Here is a 26957-nt window from a genome sequence, read left to right on the forward strand (position 1 = left end):
TTTTAATATTATTTATCTATCTTTTTGCTTGATAATAGATATCTTGCAATCAGATTTATAATAATTTTTTTAAATATAAACTTCACTTTATTAATAAAATTTGTATTATTTAAAATATTATATTTTTGTTTTACTTTTTGTCTGAAATTAAATTATATTTTTAAGCATTAACAATTTTTTTGATAAAAGCTGTATTCTTAACTTGATTATACATAATCGTTAAAATAATTATCTTTTTGTAAAAATATTGTTTTTAATATATCATATTCATCTTTTTCTAATGAAATATTGTTTTTAAATATAACGTAATCAAGAGACGAATAGCCGAAATATAATTGTGTGAAATCATATATATTTATACTAAAATTACATTTTTCTTCTGTTTTTTTAACCAAATCTTTGTATACTTCAAATTTTGCATTATTTTCTTCTATTATATCATCTTTTATTTCTATACAAAATCTTTCTTGTGAATTTAAGTTTTTCAGTGTATTTAATACATTTATAACTCTTGACATAATAAAAGGTTTTATCTTATAAACAATATTGTTGTCATTATCAAAATATTGCAGAAGATGTGAATTTTTACTCGTATGAAGCAATATATTTTTAATTTGTGTATAATGAGATTTCACTATATAAAGTAACTTGTCATATCCTGATTTCGAAAGTGAAAAGATTTCTCTTACAAACCCTGTTTTTTCCAATTCATATTTAGGATAAAATACCATATATGCTATAGGCTCATTATCAAAATATGCCAAATATACATATCCGTTTTCCAAATTTATCTCATCTATGAAATTTTTAAAATAAATCTCATCTCTTACAAAATATGCACCGAAATTTTCACAAGATTTTGAATATACATATATTAAATCTTTTAATAGACTCTCATCATAGGCTTTTACTTCAACATCATTACATCTTTTATTTTTTATTCTCTCAAGCGGTATATCAAGCTCTATCATATCAGCGATGTTGGCATATCCGTATCTCGTATATATATTTGTGTCTATCGGCATAAGCATGGATACATCTTCGCCTTTTAAATATCTGTCTCTTAGAGTTTCTTTTATCAAAGTGCTTACATTGCCTCTCCCTCTGTTTACAGAGTCGCATGATATTCCAACTATATATGCAGTATCTGATATGTTGCCGTTTATATCAATTTTATATGGATTTGCCATAAGAGATGATATTACAACATTATTTTTTTTCATAAGAAAATTATTTTTTACATCATATCTTTTGGTAAAATAATAATCAATATATTCATCAGTGTCTGTAAAGCAGTATTTCCATAAATTTTTTACAGCTTTTTTGTCTTCACGATTTGCAAAAGTAAATTCCATAATGAAACCTCAAATAGAGTATCTATTTTTCTATTATCACATATTTTTCTACTAATTCTACCGGATTATAAGAGAGTTTTGCTTTTCTCAAATTTTCTAATCCTAAATCATCTTCTCTGTTAACAAATTTTACATCTTCAAATTCTTCGCATAAAAATATCTTATTTATAGCCGGATATAACCCTTTTATTTCAGGATTGGCTTTCTCAAGATGTACACAAACTGTGTCGTCTTTGAGCATATCAGCAAATGTGAACGCTTCAAGTTTGCCGTCTATATATATACCGCCTACTTTTGTATCTTTATGTTTTTCATAATGTTTGAATATTTTTTCTACTGCCTCTTGCTCAATTACTATCGTATCATCTATAGTTTTATTTTCAGCCCATCTCTTCATAAGATCAAGTGCGTCATTGAACTGATCTCTTGTGGTTAACCTTTTATACTCATATCTGCCTTCAAATTCTTTTATAAATGAGTTGAAATGGTTCTTTTTAGCATGCAATTTTCTTCCTGACAAGGTTCTGAGTTTTTCCGCATCATACATATAATCGAAAGAATCTCTTTCTTTATATATGTTGAATCTTGAAGGATATTCTTCTTCTATAAATTTTGCATATTCTTCAGGCACGGCTCTCATGACTATCTTACTACTGTTAAAACATTTTGCGAATATTTTTTCAAGCTCTTGTAAATCTCTTTCCCATCTTTTTTTCTTGGATATGGGAACTATTGAAAAATATCCTTTTTCATCATGTCCAAAAACATACATGGTATCATCTTTTTCCATAACATGAGTGTTATATATATGTTGCCACATATAAAGTGTCATAAAACTATATTCACATGCCTTATAATCTACAAGGTCAAAATAGCTTTTCATCATATCTTTTTGTGAAAGATCTATAATCTGATAATCACACATACACTTACTGTCAAAAATAATAATCCCTCCATAACTGTTTTCAATTTATAATCTATACAAGAAAATAAATTAAAAACCGAAAATACTTTATTTTTCATACCCAAATATAACAAATTTGTATCAAAAAATATTCATACAATAAATTAAAATTCGAACAATTTTTTATTGAAAAATTTCTATAAAATATTATACTATAAAATGATTGATTGTAATAGAATAAAAATAATTTTATATTAAAGAGGTTATTATGTTTGAAACTATTCATTATGAAGATACTCTGAATATAAACAAGACCAAATTATATATAGATTGCCGAAGCCCATCGGAATTTAATCATTCAAGCATACCAAATGCTATAAACATTCCTGTTTTATTAGATGATGAAAGAGAAATTGTCGGCACTTTATACAAAAACGGAGAACTTGAACAAGCTAAAATAGTAGGAATAACAGCCATATCAAAAAGATTGCCTGATATATTCACACAAATAATAGAATTAAAAACAAATTATGATGAATTATATTTCTTTTGTTCAAGAGGAGGTTATAGAAGCTCAGCACTTGTAAATATGTTGCTTGGAATAGGTGTGAAATGTCATAAAATATCAGGCGGATATAAATCTTACAGAAAATATGTAAATGAGCATTTGGAAAATCTAATTTCCAATGTAAAGCTCATAACTTTATACGGTTATACAGGAACAGGTAAAACCTCTATATTAAACGAACTGCAAAATATGGGATATAACGTGTTAAATCTTGAAAAATATGCCAATCACAGAGGTTCACTACTTGGTTCTATAGGTAAATCTGAACCTTTTTCACAAAAAAAATTTGAATCTTTGCTGTTTGAAGATTTAAAAAAATTTGAAAATTCATATGCTTTTGCCGAGGGTGAATCAAAAAGGATAGGTAATATAATACTACCTGCATCTTTATATACAAAATTAAGAGCAAGCACAAAAATTTTGATAAATTCAGATATGGATTTTAGAATAAACGAAATAAAAACACAATATCTTGTGGACTTTGAAAATGATAAAGAACTTATTGAAAAAACAGTAAAAAAATTGGGGAAATATATCTCTGAATCAAGAATAAATATGTATATGGATTTTCTAAAAAATAATAATTTTAATGATTTGATACAAGATTTATGTGAAAATTACTATGATAGAAATTATAAATTACCGAAAGAAAATTTCAAAAAAACATATAACAATAATAATTCCATTGAAATTGCAAATCAAATTGTAAAAGATTTCGAAGAATATTTTTGTATAAAAAAAACTCTATATANTAAAATTTTAATTGATATTAGAGTTTTTTTGTTAATGACAACCGCTACAAGAACCGCAACCGCCTGCATCTGCTACTATTTGAGGTTTTACATATAATCCGTGAAAACTGTCTTCTTCAAGATATTGTATCTCAAAACCTCCAAATTCTTCCATAAGTGCTTTATCCGCCACATATTTTATACCGTCAAACTCTGTTGCATAGTCATTTGATTTTTCTTCGTCCTTAGCTATGTTGAACATAGGTCCATGACAAGCCATTCCTGATATAAATATTCTTATAGTATCTGCATTTATGCTCATAGATGAGAGTATACTTTTCAATTCATCTGAGGCTTTTTTGTCAATGCTTATAACGTTCTCCATATTATCCTCCCAAAAACATATATTTTTATTTAGAATACATAAAATACAAGAACAGGTGAACTATAAATAAAGTGAATTAAAATTCAACAAATTCATTAAAACATCTCCTCATATTCTACAATATTCAATTAAATTTAAAAATCCATTTTACACAATATTTATACACATTTTATTTTAATGATAAACATTATTATAAAATATTTATTTTACATCGTATTTATCTCTTAACTGATTTATCTTATTTACATATGCTTCTTGTTGTTTCTTTGCAAGCAATGTATGTCTTAACTCGTCTTTTACTTCTTCAAATTCTTTTTTCTCTTCTGTATTTTTATCAGTAAGCTTTATAATATGATATCCGAACTGTGTCTTTACAGGTTTTGATACATCTCCTATATTTAGAGAAAAAGCCACATCTTCAAATTCTTTTACCATTTGACCTTTGCCGAAAAATCCAAGATCTCCACCTTGTCTTGAGGATGGACAAGTAGAGTTTTCTTTTGCAATTTCAGCAAAATCTGCTCCGTTAATTATTTTTTCATATAATTCTTCAGCTTTTTTTAAATCTCCTACCAATATATGACTTGCCTCTACTGTTTCCATTTTTCCAAAAGAATCTTGATTTTCATCATAAAACTTTCTGATTTCTTCATCTGTAACTTCCACACTTTCAAGCAATTTTTTTATCATATATTGTGATATAAAATTGTCTTTCATGGATTCGAATTCAAACTTAAACTCATCTTTTTCGACTTCTCCTGTATCTTTTGCATCAAGGACCATAAGTTTTTGATTTACAAGTTCTTGTAATAGATAAAATTCTCCCTGTGCTCCTGAAAATTGTGAAAGAAGTCTTTTATCCATACTTTTTTTCATATAATCCACATCTCTTTGTGTTATATCTAAATCTCCAATTTTTGCTAATACTGCATTTTCATTCATTTAACAATAATTAAGCAATCTGATGTTGCTTATCCTCCTTTTTTATTTTAAGTATACTATAATATAATTTTTTTAGAATTTCAAGATATAATTTTTTACTTATTTACTACATTTATAGGTTCGCCTGATACATACGCCTTCAAATTTTCTTCCAATATATCTATCAATTTTTTTCTTGTTTCATATGCTGCCCAAGCTATATGCGGTGTCATCGTAATATTTTTTGCCTTTAACAATATATTATCTTTTTCCATAGGCTCTTTCGTCAACACATCAAGACAAGCATGAGCAATCTTACCGCTTTCAAGTGCATCGTAAAGTGCTTTTTCATCTACGATCCCTCCTCTTGAAGTATTTACAAAAACTACTCCATCTTTCATCTTTGATATGCTTTCTTCATTTATGAGCTTAGCTGTCTGAGTGGTTAATGGTGTATGTACTGTTATTATATCTGAATTTGCAAGCAGATAATCAAGACTGACAAATTTTTTGTCCGATGTATCCTGAGATCTTCTATGCACAAGAACATTCATATCAAAAGATATCGCTTTTTTCTCAACTGATTTAGCTATATCACCATATCCTATTATTCCTATTGTTTTTCCTGCCAAATTATGTGTAGTATGCTTAAAAAATGTGAATATTTTTGAATTTATCCACTCTCCTTCTTTAATTGCAACATCATAGTCATGCAGATTATAAAAAACATCCAATAAGAATGCAAAAACCATTTCTGATACGTTATTCGACGCATAGCTTGGTATATTGCTTACTATAATATTTTTTTCTTTACAGTATTTTACATCTATATTATTATAGCCTGTTGCAAGTTCTCCTATGAACTTTAAATTTGGACAACTGTCTATAACATCTTTGTTTATTTCGCATTTACTTGTAAAAACTGCTTCAGCGTCTCCAATCCTGCTTACAACCTCTTCAGGTGATGTAAAATCATAAATTGACGCATCATAATCTTTTAAAAAATCAAATGATAAGTCATTATAGACTATAGAATAGGCATCTAAAACAACTATTTTCATAATACACTCCCTTATCTGCAAATAAATATAAAGCTCAATTTGTAATGCTAATACAGTTTTCTAATAAAATTATGGATAACTTATATAATTACATAAGATTAATATACATAGTTTATTGAAAAAATTAATTATTACGTTTTTCCATTATTCTATAAGATTTTAGTATAAATCCATTTTAAAATGCTATATGACAACATATATAAGGCTAATAAAAATATATGTGTTATCAGTCTTTTAATCAACTTTTATACCCTTAGCTTACACTAATACAATTTATATTATACATCAAAAACTAAAATTAGTACAAAAAAATATAGCCAATAAATTGACTATATTTTATAAATTACACTTCTATTGTATTTGTTATATCCTCTTGTGATAAATTTTTGTCTAAATCAGATTGTTTGTTCTCGACATCTTTTATTATCATTTCAGATATACCAAGTGGTGATGTCTTTGACATTTGCTCAGCTAATCTTTCAAACATAAAATCTGTCATTATATCCTTTCCGGGAGCTTTATTTTTTTCGTCATCTTCCTTGAACATAAGTTTTTTGCTCTGTTTTAAAAATACTTTTAAAAATTCTGCCTCCATACCTTGTGCAGCCTCTTTAAGTTTTTTCTTATCAAGCGTATTTATTTTTTCTTGAGATATATTCAAGTTTGAATTTAATATATATGGCTGATATGACGTATCTATATTCATAATAAACCTCTTTATACTATAATAAGTTTAATTATCTCTTTAATTGATTTACGGTATTAAGCATATCATCCGCCGTTTGTACTGATTTTGAGTTTATTTCATATGCTCTTTGTGCTGTTATCATTCTAACCATTTCATCCACAAGTTGTACATTCGACATTTCCAAATAGCCTTGATATATTTTTGTTTCTCTTGTTTCGTCTTCTTCTTGTACAGGCTGACCTGAATTATCTGTCGGAACAAAAAAGTTGTCTCCTACCGCTTTTAATCCTTCCGGATTTACAAAAGTAACTGTTTTTATCTTTCCTAATGATAAAGTTTCTCCTTCAAGACTTTTTGCAGTAACAGTTCCGTTTTGACTTACAGAAAATTCTTTGCTGTTTTCAGGCAATTGTATATATCCGTCATCTGTAGTAAGTACTTTTTCCCCTTGTGAAGTTACAAGTGTCAACTGACCGTCTTCAACTGAAAATTTAAAATTACCGTCTCTTGTATAATACCTGTTGTTTTCATTTCCTGCATCATTTGGATTTTCAACTACAAAAAATCCTGTTCCTTGAACTATTGCCAAATCTGTAGGATTTTCAGTTCTTTCAGCATTTCCTGTAATAAATTTTCTTGATGTTGCAACCGGCATAACACCATGACCTATCTGTAAATTTACAGGCTGCCCCAATTGAACATCATTGCTTACAGGGCTTGAATAAGTATATAACAAGTCTTTGAACTCTGTCTTTTGTGCTTTATAACCTGTTGTATTGACGTTAGAAATATTATGTGCTATCACGTCCATATTAGTCTGTTGTGCTTTCATTCCACTTGCAGCGGTCCACAAAGCTCTCATAAACTACCTCCAAAAATCTATATTAAAAAACATATCTATAACAGTTTCCAATAAAATCTAAATTTTACCTATTTCATTAGCGGCTTTTTGCATAATTTGATCGTAAGAATTTATAACTTTCTGATCGGACTCAAACCCTCTGAACATTTCGATCATATCTACCATTTCATCAATAGTATTTACATTTGAACGTTCAAGGTAACCTTGAAGTACTTTGCCTTCAAAGGCCTTTTCTTGAGGCTGTGTGTTTCCAATCATCTGCATATAACTATGACCATATTTTTGCATATCTTCTTTATTGATTATATCAACAAGAGCAAGTTTGCCTATCTGTTCTCTTTGACCGTTGTTGTTCAATGAATATACACTGCCGTCTCTTTTAAATTCAAGTGATTTGGAATTTTCAGGTACTGTTATCTCATTATTGTCCTCTGAAAGTACCGCATTATTGAGATAGTCTTTAATTACCCTATTTTCATCCATGGTAAAAGCTCCACTTCTGGAGTATTTTACACTGTCCGTACCGTTTATTCTTATTTTGAAAAAACCCTCACCTTCAAGACTTATATGCATAGGATTTTCTGTTCTCTCCTGACTGCCTTGATTGAAATTTATCATAACTCTGTCTCTCAAAACGCCGGAATTTATAGTACCTATTGATTTTCTCGCCTCAGGTATTATAACTTTTGCAACAGCTGTTCCTCCTGCTGTCAAATTACCTAATGAATCTATTGCGATTTCGCCTTGAGGTGCATTTATTTTATTACCGTCCACATCTAACAAATATGCTCCGAACTTAGTTATGACATCGGAGTTATACTCTCTGTATACCGTTCTTAAATAGCCGTCCTCATCTCTCACTAAACTTGCAGATTTATGATAACTGTTGCCGTTTTTATCCTCAAGTTGAAGATAGCCTCTTGTTATATCTATATCTATTTTTGTATTTCCGTCTTTAAGCTGTTTATTACTAACTTTCGCTCTGTTGGGAAAAGCACGAAGATAGCCTTCGTTATTTTCTCTCTTATACAAAAGTTTTTCCGAAAATGCTTCTATTACATCTACATCTTTTTTAAATCCTGTAGTATCAACATTTGCTATATTATTGGATATAGTTTCTATTCTATTTTGCTTAGTCAGCATAGCATTTGCCGCTGTATATATTCCTCTAAACATAATATCTCCTAAAACATAATTTTAATATATTATCGGTATGTTAACATAAAAAGTTTAGATTATTACAAAATAATATAAATGCAGAATAAATTATTTAAAAAAACTATATTATTGCTATATTATCTTCTCCTTGAGCTTGTAGATCTTCCAAGATGTTTTAAAGATTTCAATGATTCTCCCGTACCTTTTACTACGCAAGATATTGCATCTTCAGCTATATACACTTTTATTCCTGTTCTTGCTTCAATAAGTTTATCCAATCCCCAAAGGAGCGAGCCTCCTCCTGTCATAAGTATACCTTTGTCAGATATATCGGCTGATAATTCAGGCGGTGTTCTTTCAAGCACTGAATGAACCGCATCCGCAATTTGGACTACACTGTCTTCAAGAGCCTCTAAAGATTCTTTTGATGAAACTTTTACAATTTCAGGAAGTCCTGATAATTGATTTCTTCCTCTAACCTCCATATATATATCTTTATCCCTATGGTAAGCAGAACCTATGTTCATCTTTATTTCTTCAGCCGTTCTCTCGCCTATAAGCAGATTATGTTTTTTCTTCATATATTTCATGATAGCTTCATCAAATTTATCTCCGGCCATCTTTATAGATGTACTTTCAACTATACCTCCTAATGATATTACGGCTACATCTGTTGTTCCGCCGCCTATATCAACTATCATAGAACCGCTCGGCTGTGCAATATCTATCCCTGCTCCTATTGCCGCCGCAATCGGTTCTTCTATTAAAAATACATCTCTTGCTCCAGCCTCCATGGTAGCATCTATAACCGCTCTTTTTTCAACTTCTGTAACTCCGGAAGGTACACATACTATTATTTGAGGTTTAAAAAACCTGAAAAGCCCTACTCCGCCTGTAACTCTTTGTATAAAATTTTTGAGCATTTTTTCAGTCATATCATAGTCTGATATAACTCCATCTTTAAGAGGTCTTACGGCTACTATATGTCCCGGTGTTCTGCCGAGCATTCTTTGAGCCTGTTCTCCTACTTCAAGCAATTTACCTGTAGAAGTATCCATTGCAACAACTGAAGGTTCCTGCAAAACTATTCCTTTTCCTTTTACATATACAAGTACAGATGCAGTGCCTAAATCTATTCCTATATCCGGTGAAAAACTCATCACGATAATTATCTCCTTAATTATAAAATTATAAGTTAAATCATTATTTATTATATTTTTCAAATGTTTTTTTAAGACTGCTTAAATATAATATTACCGTCTTAAATCTATCTTAATTCTAATCTTCAATTTTTTTTATAATTCCGCCTAAAGCATTTATTTTATTTATTATATCCACATATCCTCTTTCAATATGATATATATCCGATATTTCAGTATCTCCTTTGGCTATTAGTCCGGCAAGTATTAAAGACGCTCCCGCTCTTAAATCGGTAGCCTTTACTTTTGCACCTTGCAAATGTTCTATACCGTTTATCATTGCGGACTTGCCTTCTATTTTTATATCCGCTCCCATCCTTTTAAGTTCAGCCACATTCATAAATCTGTTTTCAAATACCGTTTCCGTAACTATAGAACTGCCCTGAGATACTGACAACAACGTCATAAATAATGACTGCATATCCGTAGGAAAACCCGGATGAGGCATAGTTTTTATATCAGTAGATTTTATTATATCAGGTCCTTTAACTCTTATAAAATCTCCACCTTCTTCGATAATACAACCAACTTCAAGTAATTTTGCAATTACAGGTCTTAAATGGTCACTTATCACATTTTTTATGGTGATATCTCCCCTCGTGACAGCCGATGCAACCATATATGTACCGGCTTCTATCCTGTCAGGTATTACCGTATATTCCACTTCATTCAATTTTGAGGCGCCTGTTATTCTGATTGTATTTGTTCCTGCTCCTCTGACTTTTGCACCGAGTGCATTTATAAAATTCGCCAAATCTACTATTTCCGGTTCTTCAGCGGCATTTTCAATAACTGTAACACCATCTGCAAGTGCCGCCGCCATCATTATATTTTCTGTAGCACCAACTGACGGAAAATCCAAATAAATCTGGTTTCCGATTAACTTAGTAGTATAAGCATCTATGCAACCGTGTTCAACATCTATTTTAGTTCCAAGAGCTTTAAATCCCTTTAAATGTAAATCTATAGGTCTTGAGCCTATAGGGCAACCTCCCGGCATAGATACAGTCGCTCTTTTAAATCTCGCCAATAAAGGTCCCATTACCAAAAATGACGCTCTCATCTTGCTTACAAGGTCATAAGGTGCTTCATTGGTCCTTATATTTTCAGCATTTACAATTAAAGTATCTCCTTCAAATTTTACATCCGCTCCTAAATAACTGAGCAAATCACAGATAACTTTAACATCGCTTAAATCAGGAACACCCTTTATTACACTTTGTCCATCTACCAAAAGAGTAGCAGCTATTATAGGAAGCACTGCGTTTTTTGCCCCGCTTATCTCAACTTCTCCTCTTAAACTATCGCTTTGGCTCACTAATAAATATGCCAATATTAACAAATCCTTTCATGTTTTATTCAGCTTCTATACTGAATATCAAGCTGCTTTCTTTGTAAGAAAAATTTATTATGTTACTATTTATCTTCACTCTCGGTAACTCTTTTTCTTTTCTTATGTTATAATTTTTATCTAAAATATTTATATCTTTGAGGTATTCTCTACAATCATTATAGTTTTTGCCGGCTATTAAAGAAATTACAACCGCCATATTCTCAATATATGCCTTTTCAAAATTGGTATTTTCTCTCGGTATTCCTATAACACCAACTTTTTTCACTTTATCCGAATATTGATAAACAGCTATTAAACTGCCTGTAATTGAAGAACTTTCCTGCAAAAAAGAGTATTCTCCGTTATTTTCTATTATATCTTTTATTGATTTATCATAATCGAATTTATCTTTATTTTTAACTATAAATTGTTCATATTTTGAGACAAAATCATCTTTTGAAAAACCAAAAGTCTTCGCTCTATATCTCATAGAAAAAAAATTCATTCCCAGTAAAATAGCCAATATTACGAATAATACAATTTTATTGCCCCTTGACATTTTATTTCTATGAAAATTTTTCCCCTCAATAACTCTTATAGCACGATCAAAACGTGCCTTTCTATAGTCTTTTATTCTTTGTGAGCGTGTCTTGCCTCTCATAAGATATCCCCTCAATATAAAAAACAATACAATTATGCTTTTATAAGCTCTGATGCTATTTTTTTAACTTTAGACGCCCAACTGACATCTGTAGAATACTTTAATCCTATAGCATCTACAGAATATCCGTTGAAATAATCCCCGCTCGGAGTCAAATAATTATTCGACAGATGTTTTGCAACATCATATATACTGTCTTTTTTAGTGCTATACGACTTTGCAGATGAATACGGACTTGAATCATATGCTTGATAACCGAACAAATTATTTTTATCCATAGCTATTTTACTTCTTCCGAAATCGGATTCCAATTTTGCCATAGACATAAGCACTATCGAATTTATACCATACAAATCCTCTGCTCGTTTAAAATCTTCTCCAAGACCTGCCAACGGCGTTCCTGCAAGTTTTGAATTGAGATATTCTGCTGAATAATTGGATTTCTTTCTAACATCCGTTGTATCCAAAATTCCGTTTATAAGTATTGACCCTACTGTCTTTGCAAGTGGTTTCACAGGATAAAAACTGTCCTTTGAGACTTTGGGATTATCTGAAAAAACAGCACTTCCTTCATTATTTTCTATCTTTTTGTCATCATGGTCGAAAATGACATTTTCATCTGTTAAACTTTTATCTTCTTTATAAACTCCAAGCTTGTATTTCAATATGGAATCAAATCTGTTTTGAGCATTATAATATGATTGTGACGGTCCTACATAATGTTGAATATACGAACTTATTTTTATATCCACTGTTATCCCTCACTCTATTTAAACTGATTATTATACAAATCAAAAACTTAATAATTATTGATTATTCTCCAAAATCGGTAAAACATCCGATAAAAATATTTAATCAGTATAATCAAAATTTCACAATATAAGTTTGCATAACTATATCTACAATATTATAGCCGTTAATCACTTATTTTGTCAATATTCATCACAAACAAATTAAATTATTTTTACAATTTTATAAAATAGATTTATCTGTATTATATGACATATAAAAAGCCAACGCATAAATGCGTTGGCCAATTCCAAGTAAAAATTATTCAGGCTGAGGTGCGTCTACAGGACATACTCCTGCACATGCTCCACAGTCTATACATGCAGATGCATCTATAACATATTGAGAATCTCCTTGAGATATTGCTCCTACCGGACATTCAGGTTCGCAAGCACCACAGCTTATACAAGTATCATGAATTACATATGCCATATTAAATTCCTCCTAAATAATATAAAAAAATTTTGTTTTATTAAATTCAATTGATAATTTAATTTTCTTTTCGTATTATATCATCTATTTTTTCATTTGTAAATACTTTTATTTAATTTTTTATATTATTTATTCTATAGTATTATTGTATTTACATAAATAAATCTTTTTTAGCCTATAGATATTTATTATCATTAGATAAAAATTATCTTTTAAATTTCATTATTTATTTTTATAAAAAATCCACTTTTTATTATCAATTAATTTTTTCAAAAACAATTATCATTTTTATAATTTAATCATTAAGCCATAATCTTTCAGCTTTAAATTATTTATATCATAATATTTTATATGATTTTCTTTCAATATTTTTTTTAGAATATCTCCGTTTCTTATACTGTCAATATTACCGAAAAACATTATTTCATCATCATATATCAAGCAACTTCCTCCTAAAAATCCGTTATATCTTTCGCTTAAATATATATCTTGACATTCAATTAAATAACATTTTAAATTTTTAGAAATTAATGTTTCATATATATTTGAATCTGATGTTATAAATCTATCTTTAGGCAAACTTATTGTCGAACATCTTGCATATCCTTGCTTCACATTTATAAATTCCAATCCTTTTTTTTCAGCCAATTTTCTCACAACTTTATCCATATAATTTAATTTGCCTATTATGTATTTTTCCGTTACGATAAAATTATAGGCTATATCATATGGATATTTACCTCTTAATATTGTTTCTCCTTTTATTATATTAAAATCTTTTATCTGTTCATACAACAAATTATATGTATCAGGCTCTATGACTGTAACATCTCCTAAATTGCACGCCGCAATATCCGGATGTCCGGATATTTCTTCATACAGATTTTCATTTTTTAATGTTTTTATATATTCAATATCATTTTTCTTGAACTCATTTTCTATTTCTTCATCAATTCTAAAATCCACAAGGAAAGTTTTATTTGAAAGTTTATTCATATATTTCCTTTAATACTAAATCTTTTTTAAATTAAATAATGTCTGATTATACCAAACTTATTTCAATAAATTATGTGTATTAATGTTATATAGTTATATAATTTTATTAGAAAATAATATAAATTATTTTACAATAAGAGATTAGATTATTTCAGCATATTACACTAAAATAATCTAATCTCTTATAACACTAATCTTTATTTATCTTCAATACTGACATAAATGCTTTTTGCGGAACTTCAACATTACCTATCTGACGCATTCTCTTTTTACCTTCTTTTTGTTTTTCAAGCAATTTTTTCTTTCTTGATATATCTCCTCCGTAACATTTTGCAAGCACGTCTTTTCTATATGCGCTTATAGTTTCTCTTGCTATTATCTTCGCACCCACTGCTGCTTGTATCGGCACCGGAAATTGATGCTTGGGTATTTCATCTTTCAATTTTTCACACATTACTCTACCTCTTGTCTGTGCAGTTGTTTCATGCACTATAAATGATAACGCATCAACTTTTTCTTTATTTATAAGTATATCAAGTTTTACAAGCTCTGATTGTCTAAATTCCTTAAACTCATAATCAAATGAACCGTAACCTCTCGTTCTTGACTTTAATGAATCAAAAAAATCATATATAACCTCATTAAGCGGTAATTCATAATGCAACATCACTCTTGTAGCATCCAAATACTCCATATTCAGCATTGTTCCACGTCTTTCTTGTGACAACTCCATAACTGCACCTACATAGTCTTTGGGCACGATTATATCCGCTTTTACTATCGGTTCTTCTATTATTCTTATTTCTTGCTCAGTCGGTAAATTAGTAGGATTTTGTATCATAAGTACGGTGTCGTCAACTTTTGTTACTCTATACACAACAGATGGCGCTGTAGTTATTATGTCAAGGTCAAACTCACGTTCAAGCCTTTCTTGTATAATTTCCATATGAAGTAATCCAAGAAAACCGCATCTAAATCCGAAACCGAGTGCAACAGATGTTTCCGCCTCAAACTCCAATGCTGCATCGTTTACTTGCAATTTTTCAAGCGCATCTCTTACATTTTCATATTTTTCTCCTTCAGCAGGATAAACTCCGCAATATACCATCGGTGTTGCTCTTTTATATCCGGGTAATGCCTCATCAGTCGGATTATCTGCCAAAGTTATCGTATCTCCTACTCTACAACTCCTTATATCTTTTATAGATGCTGTTATATATCCTACATCGCCTGTAATAAGTTCATCTACTGCAATATGTGTTGGCGATATTATACCCACTTCAGTTACTTCAAAAGTTTTTTTAGTGTTCATCATAAGTATATTATCACCTTTTTTTATTTTGCCGTCAAATACTCTTACATATGCAATTACTCCCTTATACGCATCATAATAAGAATCAAATATAAGCGCTTTAAAAGGTTTATTGCTGTCTCCTGAGGGTTTTGGCACTTTTTGTACTATAGCTTCAAGCACATCTTGTATATTAAGTCCTTGCTTAGCAGATATTAAAGGTGCATCTGATGCGTCAAGTCCAATTATTTCTTCTATTTCTTCTTTTATTTCATCAGGTCTTGCACTTGGTAAATCTATTTTATTTATAACAGGCACTATCTCCAAGTCTTGATCAAGTGCAAGATATACATTGGCAAGCGTCTGAGCCTCTACGCCTTGAGCGGCGTCAACTACTAATATCGCACCTTCACAAGCCGCAAGTGAACGTGATACTTCATAACTGAAATCCACATGTCCCGGAGTATCTATTAAATTGAGATAATATTCTTCTCCGTCTTTTGCTTTGTATATAAGCCTTATGCTTTGTAATTTTATAGTTATTCCTCTTTCACGTTCCAAATCCATATTATCAAGCAACTGCTCTTTCATATCTCTATGAGCAACTACACCCGTATCCTCTATCAATCTGTCCGCAAGAGTAGATTTCCCATGATCTATATGTGCTATTATACAAAAATTCCTTGTATGATCTGTTTTTTTCAAAAAATTTCTCTCCTAACAAAAATATATTTGTTCTATTATACTAAATATTGGTGTGTTAAAACAATATAAAAATTTAAAAATTGTTAAAATTTTATGTAATCATTATTTTACAAATTTTTCAAAAAAAATAATTCTATATATTTAATTATACTATATATTTATTATATCTTGTTAATATATTATATATACTGCCATTTCTGATTTTTTATATTATATTTATGTTTTGCAAATATATTGCAAATTTAGTGGACATTTTGCTAAAAATAATTTATAATACTATATAAATGATTATTATACTATATTAAATACTCATAACGTATTAATTTTTAAAATGTATATGGGAGGTACTTAAGTATGATTAATAAAAATAATTCAGACAGACCAACTTATTTCTTACTAATATTATTTGGTTTTATATTAAATATTTCATTTTTCTTTGCTTTTCTTAGTATAGGTAAATACGAATTAGTTTATTTAGATTTTATTGGTACAATTATATTGCTGATAAACATATTTTATATATTTAAAAACCAGCGGATTGCTGTACTTTCATCACTTATAGAAGGTACTGTACTTTGTACTGTAATTACATATATATTAGGCTGGGAGTACAGTTTTCAAAACTGGCTCATAGCTTTATGCTTTTTAGCAATAACAGTACCTTTTCCAAATAGAAAAATTTTCTATATATTGGCAATAATTGAATGTGTATTATATTTTATATTGTATTTTGATGTAAAACTTGATTTTTCTAACAGAAACTTGACATTTTTAACGGTATATTTTTCTCTTACGAATATAATTGGTCTTTTCGGAATGATTTTATTTGCGGAAAAAGTCCTAAAATGGTCTGCAAACATGGAGAAAGCATTTTTTCAAGACAAATTTGAAAGAATGGAAAATATTATGTATACAGACAGACTTACACAACTATATAATAGACATAAAGCCGATGATGTTCTTAGTAATATAGATGATAATATACCGAATTTTACTGACAACGAGCATTTTTACATAGCCTTTGTAGATATTGATAATTTCAAAAAAATAAATGATACATACGGTCACGACATAGGCGATGACTTACTTGTTATGATATCGAATATATTGAACAAAAAAACAAAAAGTTCTGATATGATATTCAGATGGGGCGGAGAAGAGTTTTTAATGTTATTCAAAACTCCAAAAGGTCAAGAAAAAGGCTTAAATGACAACATTGTGTACGGTATATTGGAGAGAATAAGATTAACGGTTGAAAAATCATCTATAACTATAAACAACAAAAAAATAAACACAACTATAACATTAGGTGCTGCAAGCTCCAAAGAGTCTTCAAATGTAAAAGAAATGATTAAACTTGCAGATAAAAAAATGTATGAAGGTAAAAACAGCGGAAAAAATAGAGTAATAATATAATATTTATATATGTATAAAAAATTAACATCAACAATTATAAGAATATATTATCCTTAATGTATAAATATATATAAAATAATCATTGTTCAATCAAATGATAATAATACAGAAATATAAAACCGAAATCAAAAAATCCTATAATTAAGTAGTTTACTCTACATAGTTATAGGATTTTTTATAAATAAACTCGCCTATCAGCAAAAAACTGTTTAATACTATTACCTAATACTGAACACTATTAAAAATTATAACATTATAAATTGTATATAATTTATTGTTTTGAAAAACTATAACATTTTAAGGATATTAATATATTATAATTTCAATTAGTGTTTAGTATAATTAAACATCCATACAATAAAAATGCTGAATAGTATTTAATATTAAGTTTTATCTGAAATTTTTTATATAAGTTCATAGATATAAATATTATTCTGCATCATTTTTGCTTCAGTTATCATATATATCCTTTCTATGACCGACTGTAAGAGCAAGAATAACAAATTTATTATCGTTTATTATACAAATGAGACGGTAATCTCCTATTCTGTATCTCCACTGACCGCTTCTATCCGCCGTAAGGTCTTTACCATGTGCTCGAGGATTTTCTGTTTCCACAAGATTCTTATCAATCCATGCTCTTATTATTTTTTGAGTATATTTGTCCAATTTCTTAAACTCTTTTTTGAAACGTTCAGACAACTCAACACTATATATTTTCATCCAACTCTCTCCAAAAATCGGCAACAGGAGTAGACTTATATCCGCCATCCATATATTCCTTATAAGCTTCATTTGCAACTGTAATATCGTACTCGTCTTCTATTTTCTCAAATAATGCTCTTTTGAATGCTTCTCCCAAAGATATTGCATGTAGTTTTGCATAGCTTTCTGCAAGTTTTTTTTCTTCAACTGTTAATCTTATTGAAAAAGCCATATATATCGACTCCTCTCTTTATATAGTACATTGTACTATATAATAATTTATATGTCAATATCCGTTATAATATAAAAAGTATATGCTCGTTTTGTAATACAATTTTTTATATTTACAATTTATAAAGATTTCATATCTGTTTTTTCTTTATTCTTCATGCAAAAATTTTGAATTCATATTTTTTATAAACATTTCATATTCATTTTCAATATTATTCTTAATTTTTTCAATTTCTACTGAAATACCTGATTTTTTTTCATAGTCTTGTAATAGCTGATAAAATTTATCATTTTCTTTATTTATATAGTCCATAGATTTTTCAATTTTGTTTATTATTTCTTCATTTTTTAAGTCTGTTTCTTTATAATTATATCCTGCATTTAAACCAATAAGAAATAGAGTTTTAATATATAATCTAATATATGCAAGTATATATTCAGAAATTAAATCTTTATCATATAAAATATCTTTTAATAGTTTTGCACAAGATATATGTTGTGCTGTTCTGCCTGCTATACTATATACTCTTGGTATATTATTAACTATTTTATTACCAATAACATAGCCGTTTGCAAGTATTCTATCATCTCTATTGTCTATTCTGAATTCAGAATTATATTTATACGTAAAATCTTCAAAATCTTCAAATTCATCTATTTTCAGATATACAAATTTTTTACCTGCTAAATACGCAGTTTCTCCATCATATTGCTTTATTACAGTATGATTAAGAAGATATATATTACCAAAAGTTTCCAAAAATAAATCTATTGCCATATGATAATAATTTAATATGAATTCACTATGTTCTGCATTAACATCAAGATACTCAATAAACTTAGTTTTTTTTATCAAATCCAAATTAAATATATTATTAAATAAATAATTGGAATTTAAAGAAAGATCTCGTATTGCATCATAAGGCGATTCTAAATAATTATTTTCCGACGAACATATGTTGTTTGAATCGGTTATAATCTGAGAATACTCCACTTTCATATCTCTTATTATAGCCAAAATCTCATCTAACATATCAAGTAACAATACATCTGTATCACAGTTGAAAAGCATATATTTTGCTCTACCTAATTCTATAAGTTTTCTTACATTACCATGATACCCTAAGTTAATATCATTTCTATTATATACCAATCTGCTATCTTGTATATTTTTTATTACATCATAGTATTGAGGTAAAGTTGTAGACGCATTATCAGATAATATTACTTCTATTTCATAGTCAAATTGTGCATTAAGAGTGTGTATTATATTACTGAGCGCAAATGTTCCTCTTTCCGATGATGGTATACCTATTGACAGTAAAGGTCTTTTAGTGCATTTTTTATTAATTCTGTAAAAGTGTATTCTCTCTCTTATCTCCTCCAATCTATTTATTGGATTATTATCGTATTTTATAGTGTTTCTTGGAAAATAATCTTCACTTTCTATGAAATGTTCTTCAAATTCCAATACATTTTTAAATATTTTGATATTATTCAATTCATCTTTATCATATTCTTTTATCTGTAAAAATGCCTCTATTTCTTTATTTATAACAACATATAAATTTCTATTTATCGATTTTAGGTCATTTGCTAAAAAAAACGGATTTAAAATATCAATATCTTTTTCTATTATTACAGAATAATCCGAAAACTTTTGTAAACTGTTGTCTATAACATCTATTTCATTATTGATTTTTATTATTTTTTTACATTTTTTATCAAGTATAAAATATGTATTATTCTCTTCTGTTGGTAATATATAATAAGTTATATTTCCCATATCAATAGATGTATCTATTAATGAACTGTTCTTATATATATTATTTTTTATTTCTTTTAAGTTAGGCTCTATAAATGCTCCAAATACAAAATCTATTATTTCCTCAGGCAAGCTATCTATCTTGCTATAATTATTTAAAGCTTTAAGAGATGTTTTATAACTCATGGTTTCAAATGATTTATAAAATAAATCTATCAATTTACTTTTTAAATTTTCTTTTTCCATATTATTTTAATTCTCCAAAAACAATTTATGATTATTAACAATAAATCTCAAAAAATTTAGTAAATACTTCTATGATGTATTCCATTTTAACATTATCTATACCGGGATATACCCCTATAAAAAACGTATTGTTCATTATATAATCTGTATTTGAAAGTTCTCCTACAATTCTATACTCTATTTCTTCATATGCCGGTTGACGTGTAATATTACCCGCAAACAACTGTCTCGTAAGTATCTTATTTTCTTCTAAATAAGCAACTATATCATTTTTAGTAAATTTATTATTTGCCTTTACCGTTATCGGAAACGCAAACCATGAAGGCTCTGAATTTTCAGTAGCATATGGTAATATCAAATATTCTTCATATTTTTTTAATCCATCATAAAGTTTTTTAAAATTCTCTTTTCTCTTATTCACAAAACCAGAAAGTTTTTTTAGCTGTGCAAGCCCTATTGCTGCCTGCATATCTGTTATTTTTAGATTATATCCTATATGTGAATAGACATACTTATGGTCATATCCTTTTGGTAATGTTCCATATTGACCGATAAATCTCCTTTTACATGTATCATTTGAACCCGGTTCACAATAACAATCTCTTCCCCAATCTCTGAATGATTTTATGGCTCTTTCTAAATATGGATTATCAGTAAGTACAGCTCCTCCTTCTCCCATGGTTATATGATGAGCAGGATAAAAACTGACCGTTGCTATATCCCCAAATGTTCCTACCATTTTCCCGTTATATAGCGATCCGACTGCATCACAACAATCTTCTATTACAAATAGTTTATTTTTCTTAGAAAAAGTCATAACAACTTCTAAGTTAAATGGATTTCCAAGTGTATGTGCAATCATTATTGCTCTCGTCTTATCAGATAGTGCTTTTTCCAATTCTTCTACCTTTATATTATACGTTCCTATCTCCACATCTACAAATACCGGAATCAATCCATTTTGTATTATCGGATTGACTGTTGTAGGAAATCCTGCAGCTACTGTTATTACTTCATCTCCTTTTTTCAATCTTCTTTCTCCTAAAATTGGAGACGTAAGTGCAGTAAGTGCCAGTAAATTTGCTGATGAACCCGATGTTGTAAGTAAGCAATATTTTTTTTGCATATATTTAGCAAACTCTATTTCAAATTCCCCAGCATATCTGCCTGTTGTTAGCCAAAAATCAAGTGATGAATCAACAAGATTTACCATTTCTTCTTCATCATACACTCTTCCTGCAAACGTAACCATATCTTTACCTGCTGTGAAAGAGTTGTTTTTTTCTTTATGGTATTTATTATAATACTCTTTTACTTTTTCAAGTATTTCTTGCCTTAGTTTATCCATTCTATTTTTCCTCGTATAAATTTATTATTTCTTTTATTCCTTGTTCAAAAGTAATTTCCTCTCTCCATTGAGTATTGCTTTGTATTTTAGTGATATCAGGATTTATACTTACTTTGCCTTCTTTAGGATATGATATTTTCCCAAACAATAACTTACTTTTTGAACCCATTATATCTTTAAGTTCTTCAATATATTCTTTCAATTGTTTTGTTTCTTTGCTTGCTATATTATATATTCCTGTTTTTATATCGTCTTTTTTTACAAAGATTTCTATGGCTTTTACTAAATCATTAACATTTAAAAAAATTCCAATTTTGACTTGACTCCGTAAGTTCTAAATCCATATTTTGTTTTAATTTTTTTATACTGCTCATTATCAAAGTATTATCATCGTCACCTATACCATATATGCTAAATACCCTTATATGATACAAATTCAAATCTTTTTCTTTAAATCTGTTGAACATTTCATTACACAATTTTAATTTATATATTCCATACCAAGTATTAGGGGATGTCTCATCATCTTCTGATATTGTTTTGTCACTTATTCCATATTCCGCTTGAGAACCTATATTTATTATTTTTTTACATCCTAATTCCACCATATTTTCAAACAAATCTATACTGTTCAAATAATTATTTTCTTGCAATATTTCATCATCTCTTTGCGGTTTTCTTATTCCATTCCATGATAAGTGTATTAAAATATCCGGTTTAAAATTTATATATTCTTTTATTTTAAAGTACTCATCCATATCTATTTTATAAACATCTATATTTTTCTCTTTTTCTATCTTTTTTAACTTTTCCTTTTTTTTATTATTTTCTCTAACTATTATATGCAATTTGTTATTGTTATCTTTTGTAAGCTCTCTTATCAAGTGAATTCCAATAAAACTTGTCGCACCTGTTATAACTATATTTTTCAATTACTAAATTCCTTAACTTTATAATTTTTTAATTGTTTCAAATAAATCTCTATCCATTAAAGGTTCTTGATCTTCTATTGGTTTATTTATCGCTAATTTAGGATATACATATGTTTTTTGTTTTATTCCTATTTCTATAAATTGTGGTATATCATTGCATAAAATTTCTTTTATGTTGTCATTTATATCATCTAAATTATTTATGTTATAGTAATTTAGATCATAGGCTAAAGCAATTTTTGAAAAATTGGGAGTTGAATAGCCTTTTTCTTCAATTGTTTGAGCAAAAATAGAATTAAAATACATCTCTTGAAAATGCCTTATCATTCCAAGTGAATGATTATTTATCAATATTATTTTAATCGGTAATTTCTCTCTTCTAATGAATTCCAACTCCTGAATGTTCATTTGTATTCCACCATCACCTACAATGCATATGATAGGTAATTTAACTGCATAGTAAGCTCCTATAGCCGCCGGTAAAGAGTATCCCATTGAACCGTGTCCACCTGAAAATAAAACTTTTTGAGTAGACTTATTATTTATACTTTGAGCTACCCAAACTTGATTTTGTCCTACATCAGTTGTTATTACACACTCATTAGGAAACAAATCAGAAAGTCTTTTTATTATGTTATTAGGAAGTAATTCATCCATAGACTTTAAATATTTACTTATTTGAAGGCATATTTCGTTCCATTTTAAAAATTTTTCATGACATCCTTCAAATGACATATACTTCATATAACTTAAAAAATCTTTCAAGTCTATATTATATTGAACTTCATTCTTCTTAATTTTATTTGTCATTTCATCTGAATCTATATCTATCCTAATAAGCTTTGCATTAGGTGCAAAAAATAATAGATTATTCCCTGTTTGTCTACAATCTAATCTTGTACCGATAGAGATTATTAAATCTGATTTTGATGTTATAAAATTAGCAACTCTATTTCCATAACTTCCAATAAATCCATAATTATACGGATTATCTCTTTCTAAAACATCAATTGATACCATACTTGTAATCACAGGAATTTTAAACTTATTCACAATTTCTCTAAATTTTTCTATTTGTCCTGATTGTCTTATTCCTGCTCCCACAATTATACAAGGCCTATTTGAATTTTTCAAAGACTTTGTTATATACTCTATTTGAAAATCATCAATATTTTTAGTATTTAATTTTTTCACTTCTTTTTTTATATAAAAATAAGCTATTTCATCTTCAATTTCTTCTCTTTGTATATTCATAGGAATATCAATTAAAACCGGCCCCGGTCTTCCACTTATTGATAGACAATATAAATTATATAATATCTCCGGTAATTCTTTTGATGAGTTTATATAAATAGAATCCTTGGTTACATTTTTTACCATTGAAACTATATCTGTTTCTTGAAATCCTTTTTGCCTGACAAGTGAATCTCCTTTGCTTTCATATGTATTTACCTGACCTGTAATAAAAACACATGGTATTGAATCAAAATATGCATTACATATTCCTGTTATAAGATTAGTGGCTCCAGGTCCACTTGTAGCAAATGCTAATCCAGGTTTAAGAGAACACTGTGCATACCCACAGGCTGAAAAAGCTGAAGCTTGTTCATGATAATTAACATGCACTTTTATATACTTATTATATTTTTCAAAAGAATCCATCAAATGAGTTACCATTCCGCCCGGATATCCAAATACATCTATTATTCCTTTATCTATAAAGAAATTTACAATAAAATCACTTATTTTCACCTTAAACACTTCCTGTTTATTCAATTAATATACTAATCCCTAATAGAATAATAGATAATTTATACGAAAAAGCTATAAATAGTGTTATATTTTTATTAAATTTACACAATACTATATTTTCCATAGTTCTATTTAGTTTTAGTATAAAATCCTAATAATTTATTTATGCTATATTTTTTGACATTGTCAACATATCTACATACTTTATCAAATATATAATTATATTTTATAACCAAGTAAATTGTAAAAATCTATATAATGAACACTTTTATAAATCAATTTTATTTTTTATTATCTTTTTCATATTTTAAAATATTCTGATATTTGATTATCTGTAATAATATTCATATCTTGCTTTTCTATATAGGCTCTGTTCCATTTAACTGTTTCTTCAATACTCTTTTGTATATTCCAGTTCGGTTTCCAATTTAATATGCTTTTTGCTTTTGAACAATCTAACTTTAAGAAATTTGCTTCATGAACTCTCTTTTGATTCTCTGTATACCAAGTTATTTTCTTATCTTCATCCTTATTCCAAATTTCACAAAATATATCTGTTAATTCCCCTGTTGTTATGCAATTTTCTTCATTAGGTCCGAAGTTATAGTTTCCTTCATATTTTTTATCTTCATATTGTTTCATTGCCAACAGCAAATATCCGTATAAACATTCCAACACGTGTTGATACGGTCTTGTTGAATTCGGGTTTCTTACCAATATATTTTCATTTTTGGATGCTGCTCTTATACAATCCGGTATTATTCTGTTTGCAGAAAAATCTCCTCCTCCTATAACATTGCCAGATCTTGCTGCCGATATTGCGGGAGAGCTTTCGTCTTTAAAAAACGAATTTTTATAGCTGTATGTAACAAGTTCACTGCATGATTTGGAATTTGAGTATGGATCGTATCCGCATAAGTTTTCATTTTCTCTATATCCCCATTCCCACTCTTTATTTTCATATACTTTATCTGTTGTTACATTTACAAACGATTTTACACTATTACAATATCTTAATGATTCCAATATATTTACTGTTCCAATTACATTCGTTTCATATGTGTATACAGGATTGTTATATGATTCTATTACAATGGGTTGTGCGGCCATATGAATTACTATATCAGGATTATATGCTGTTATAACTTTTTTTAATTTTTCTAAATCTCTTATATCTCCTATTATACTTTTTATTTTTTCATCCAATTTTAATATGTTATATAGTGACATATCTTCTGACTTTAGGGCATATCCGCATATATCCGATTTAAAATTCAACAAAACATTACAAATCCATGCTCCTTTAAATCCTGTATGTCCGGTTATAAATATTTTCTTATTTTTATAAAATTCTTTTAGTTTATCCAAAATATATCTCTCTTTTCTTGCCAAAAATATTTTTTATTACCATACTTTCCAAGGTGCCTGATTTTTTGTAAGTAATTCTTCAAGGTAAATTTTATCTCTTAATGTATCCATACATTGCCAAAAGCCGTCATATTTATATGCTATTAACTCTTTTCTCCTCGACAACTCTTCCAATGGATATTTTTCTAAAATTGTATCCTCACTTTCTATGAGGTCAAATATTTCCGGATTTAATACCATATATCCTCCGTTAATCCAACCTCCATCTTCTTTTCTTTTTTCTACAAAACTCTCTATTTGTCCTTTGTCATTTATATCCAAAGCTCCAAACTTTCCTCCCGGCTGTATGGCTGTTATTGTAGCTGTTTTTTTATGTAGTTTATGAAATTCTTCAAGCTTGTTTAGATTTATATCGCAAACTCCATCTCCATATGTAAGCATAAACGTTTCGTTTTCTATATATTTTTGTATTCTTTTTACTCTTCCACCTGTCATAGTGTTTAATCCCGTATCTACAAGCGTTACTTTCCATGGCTCTGCGACATTGTTGTGTATTGTCATCTTATTATTGTTGGTAAAATCAAATGTAACGTCTGAATTATGCAAGTAATATTCTGCAAAATATTCTTTAATTACATATCCTTTATATCCACAACATATAATAAAATCATTGTATCCATAATACGAATACGATTTCATTATATGCCATAATATCGGCATACCGTCTATTTCTATCATCGGTTTCGGTCTTAAGTGTGATTCTTCGCTTATCCTTGTTCCAAATCCTCCTGCAAGTATTACTACTTTCATTTTTCCTATACTCCTAAAATAATAGTTATAGAAAAATATTTCTATAATACACAAATTTAAAAAAAATATAAAATTAGTTTTTTACTTTTATATTATTTTAACATATTTTTTGATTTTTGGGATAATCGAAAAAAATAAATTAAGACTATTTTCCATTTAAAATGTCATACAATTTTTACTTTCTATAATTACATATTTTTTATGACTACTTTTCATTATTTTATAAGATATATAAGTTTTTATTATAATATTAGTTAATATTCTATAAAATATTTTTTCTTATAAAAAATTTCTAAACACATAGATAAATCAAGAAAAATGATATATAATAATATAGGGTGATAA

At 28.4% G+C, this 26957-nt stretch carries 26 protein-coding genes; 2 read left to right on the forward strand and 24 right to left on the reverse strand.

Annotated elements, in window-relative coordinates; all coding sequences use genetic code 11:
- Window positions 1–206: 206 nt before the first annotated feature.
- Window positions 207–1355 carry a GNAT family N-acetyltransferase gene (locus HMPREF9629_RS08280; RefSeq protein ID WP_009525943.1) on the reverse strand — a complete coding sequence of 383 codons (1149 nt, stop codon included), beginning with the start codon at window positions 1353–1355 and terminating at the stop codon, window positions 207–209.
- 22 nt (window positions 1356–1377) lie between these two features.
- Window positions 1378–2280, reverse strand: coding sequence for a DUF2156 domain-containing protein (locus HMPREF9629_RS08285; protein ID WP_009525944.1), 903 nt, complete (start codon window positions 2278–2280; stop codon window positions 1378–1380).
- Window positions 2281–2527: 247 nt separating this feature from the next.
- On the opposite strand from HMPREF9629_RS08285, the gene mnmH reads away from it, so the two are divergent.
- Window positions 2528–3676: a tRNA 2-selenouridine(34) synthase MnmH gene (mnmH, locus tag HMPREF9629_RS08290; protein ID WP_009525945.1), complete on the forward strand. Its 1149-nt coding sequence runs from the start codon at window positions 2528–2530 to the stop codon at window positions 3674–3676.
- Here the strand turns inward: mnmH and HMPREF9629_RS08295 are convergent.
- The 13 genes from HMPREF9629_RS08295 to lepA all read right to left on the reverse strand — a co-directional run bounded on the left by HMPREF9629_RS08295 (window position 3611) and on the right by lepA (window position 16039).
- Window positions 3611–3943 (reverse strand): heme biosynthesis protein HemY, encoded by a 333-nt coding sequence (locus HMPREF9629_RS08295; protein WP_009525946.1) that lies wholly within the window; start codon window positions 3941–3943, stop codon window positions 3611–3613. The genes mnmH and HMPREF9629_RS08295 overlap by 66 nt on opposite strands.
- Before the next feature lie 201 nt (window positions 3944–4144).
- Entirely contained in the window at window positions 4145–4885 is a 741-nt protein-coding gene (locus HMPREF9629_RS08300; RefSeq protein WP_009525947.1) for a peptidylprolyl isomerase, read from the reverse strand.
- A gap of 95 nt (window positions 4886–4980) precedes the next feature.
- A complete protein-coding gene (locus HMPREF9629_RS08305; RefSeq protein WP_009525948.1) occupies window positions 4981–5925 on the reverse strand; it encodes a D-2-hydroxyacid dehydrogenase in 945 nt (314 codons plus the stop codon).
- Between the two features lie 343 nt (window positions 5926–6268).
- The gene (locus HMPREF9629_RS08310) at window positions 6269–6631 is read right to left on the reverse strand and encodes a rod-binding protein (protein ID WP_009525949.1); all 363 of its coding nucleotides are present in this window, start codon (window positions 6629–6631) and stop codon (window positions 6269–6271) included.
- Window positions 6632–6662: 31 nt separating this feature from the next.
- Entirely contained in the window at window positions 6663–7475 is an 813-nt protein-coding gene (flgG, locus tag HMPREF9629_RS08315; protein ID WP_009525950.1) for a flagellar basal-body rod protein FlgG, read from the reverse strand.
- Between the two features lie 57 nt (window positions 7476–7532).
- On the reverse strand, window positions 7533–8651 hold the full coding sequence (locus HMPREF9629_RS08320) for a flagellar basal body rod C-terminal domain-containing protein (RefSeq protein ID WP_009525951.1): 1119 nt from the start codon (window positions 8649–8651) through the stop codon (window positions 7533–7535).
- 119 nt (window positions 8652–8770) lie between these two features.
- Window positions 8771–9793, reverse strand: coding sequence for a rod shape-determining protein (gene mreB / locus HMPREF9629_RS08325; protein ID WP_009525952.1), 1023 nt, complete (start codon window positions 9791–9793; stop codon window positions 8771–8773).
- A 118-nt stretch (window positions 9794–9911) separates the two neighbouring features.
- Window positions 9912–11165 (reverse strand): UDP-N-acetylglucosamine 1-carboxyvinyltransferase, encoded by a 1254-nt coding sequence (gene murA, locus HMPREF9629_RS08330; RefSeq protein ID WP_009525953.1) that lies wholly within the window; start codon window positions 11163–11165, stop codon window positions 9912–9914.
- A gap of 22 nt (window positions 11166–11187) precedes the next feature.
- The gene (locus HMPREF9629_RS08335) at window positions 11188–11826 is read right to left on the reverse strand and encodes a hypothetical protein (RefSeq protein WP_009525954.1); all 639 of its coding nucleotides are present in this window, start codon (window positions 11824–11826) and stop codon (window positions 11188–11190) included.
- 32 nt (window positions 11827–11858) lie between these two features.
- Window positions 11859–12578, reverse strand: a complete 720-nt coding sequence (locus tag HMPREF9629_RS08340) for a glucosaminidase domain-containing protein (RefSeq protein WP_009525955.1) — start codon at window positions 12576–12578, stop codon at window positions 11859–11861.
- Between the two features lie 298 nt (window positions 12579–12876).
- On the reverse strand, window positions 12877–13047 hold the full coding sequence (locus tag HMPREF9629_RS08345) for a DUF362 domain-containing protein (RefSeq protein WP_009525956.1): 171 nt from the start codon (window positions 13045–13047) through the stop codon (window positions 12877–12879).
- A gap of 288 nt (window positions 13048–13335) precedes the next feature.
- Entirely contained in the window at window positions 13336–14043 is a 708-nt protein-coding gene (locus tag HMPREF9629_RS08350) for a DUF6873 family GME fold protein (protein WP_009525957.1), read from the reverse strand.
- A 190-nt stretch (window positions 14044–14233) separates the two neighbouring features.
- Entirely contained in the window at window positions 14234–16039 is a 1806-nt protein-coding gene (gene lepA / locus HMPREF9629_RS08355; protein WP_009525958.1) for a translation elongation factor 4, read from the reverse strand.
- Window positions 16040–16393: 354 nt separating this feature from the next.
- Between lepA and HMPREF9629_RS08360 the strand changes: the two genes are divergently transcribed.
- Complete coding sequence (locus tag HMPREF9629_RS08360) at window positions 16394–17455, forward strand: GGDEF domain-containing protein (protein WP_009525959.1); 1062 nt, start codon at window positions 16394–16396, stop codon at window positions 17453–17455.
- Window positions 17456–17905: 450 nt separating this feature from the next.
- On the opposite strand, the gene HMPREF9629_RS08365 is transcribed toward HMPREF9629_RS08360, so the two are convergent.
- From HMPREF9629_RS08365 to rfbF, 9 genes are all read right to left on the reverse strand, one after another.
- Window positions 17906–18178, reverse strand: coding sequence for a type II toxin-antitoxin system RelE family toxin (locus tag HMPREF9629_RS08365; protein WP_242822036.1), 273 nt, complete (start codon window positions 18176–18178; stop codon window positions 17906–17908).
- Window positions 18165–18392: a type II toxin-antitoxin system RelB family antitoxin gene (gene relB / locus HMPREF9629_RS08370; RefSeq protein WP_009525961.1), complete on the reverse strand. Its 228-nt coding sequence runs from the start codon at window positions 18390–18392 to the stop codon at window positions 18165–18167. The genes HMPREF9629_RS08365 and relB overlap by 14 nt, the downstream gene beginning before the upstream one ends.
- Before the next feature lie 147 nt (window positions 18393–18539).
- The gene (locus tag HMPREF9629_RS08375) at window positions 18540–20402 is read right to left on the reverse strand and encodes a glycosyltransferase family 2 protein (protein WP_009525962.1); all 1863 of its coding nucleotides are present in this window, start codon (window positions 20400–20402) and stop codon (window positions 18540–18542) included.
- Between the two features lie 34 nt (window positions 20403–20436).
- The gene (gene rfbH, locus HMPREF9629_RS08380; RefSeq protein WP_009525963.1) at window positions 20437–21750 is read right to left on the reverse strand and encodes a lipopolysaccharide biosynthesis protein RfbH; all 1314 of its coding nucleotides are present in this window, start codon (window positions 21748–21750) and stop codon (window positions 20437–20439) included.
- Window position 21751: 1 nt separating this feature from the next.
- Window positions 21752–21952, reverse strand: coding sequence for an NAD-dependent epimerase/dehydratase family protein (locus tag HMPREF9629_RS11565; protein ID WP_009525964.1), 201 nt, complete (start codon window positions 21950–21952; stop codon window positions 21752–21754).
- Window positions 21953–22040: 88 nt separating this feature from the next.
- A complete protein-coding gene (locus HMPREF9629_RS08385) occupies window positions 22041–22682 on the reverse strand; it encodes an NAD-dependent epimerase/dehydratase family protein (protein WP_009525965.1) in 642 nt (213 codons plus the stop codon).
- A gap of 18 nt (window positions 22683–22700) precedes the next feature.
- Complete coding sequence (locus HMPREF9629_RS08390) at window positions 22701–24434, reverse strand: thiamine pyrophosphate-binding protein (RefSeq protein WP_009525966.1); 1734 nt, start codon at window positions 24432–24434, stop codon at window positions 22701–22703.
- Between the two features lie 300 nt (window positions 24435–24734).
- Complete coding sequence (gene rfbG, locus HMPREF9629_RS08395) at window positions 24735–25802, reverse strand: CDP-glucose 4,6-dehydratase (protein WP_009525967.1); 1068 nt, start codon at window positions 25800–25802, stop codon at window positions 24735–24737.
- A gap of 36 nt (window positions 25803–25838) precedes the next feature.
- Window positions 25839–26612 (reverse strand): glucose-1-phosphate cytidylyltransferase, encoded by a 774-nt coding sequence (gene rfbF / locus HMPREF9629_RS08400; RefSeq protein ID WP_009525968.1) that lies wholly within the window; start codon window positions 26610–26612, stop codon window positions 25839–25841.
- Between the last annotated feature and the right edge of the window lie 345 nt (window positions 26613–26957).

Origin of the sequence: Peptoanaerobacter stomatis (assembly GCF_000238115.1) — a bacterium.
In the GTDB taxonomy this organism is placed as follows: domain Bacteria; phylum Bacillota; class Clostridia; order Peptostreptococcales; family Filifactoraceae; genus Peptoanaerobacter; species Peptoanaerobacter stomatis.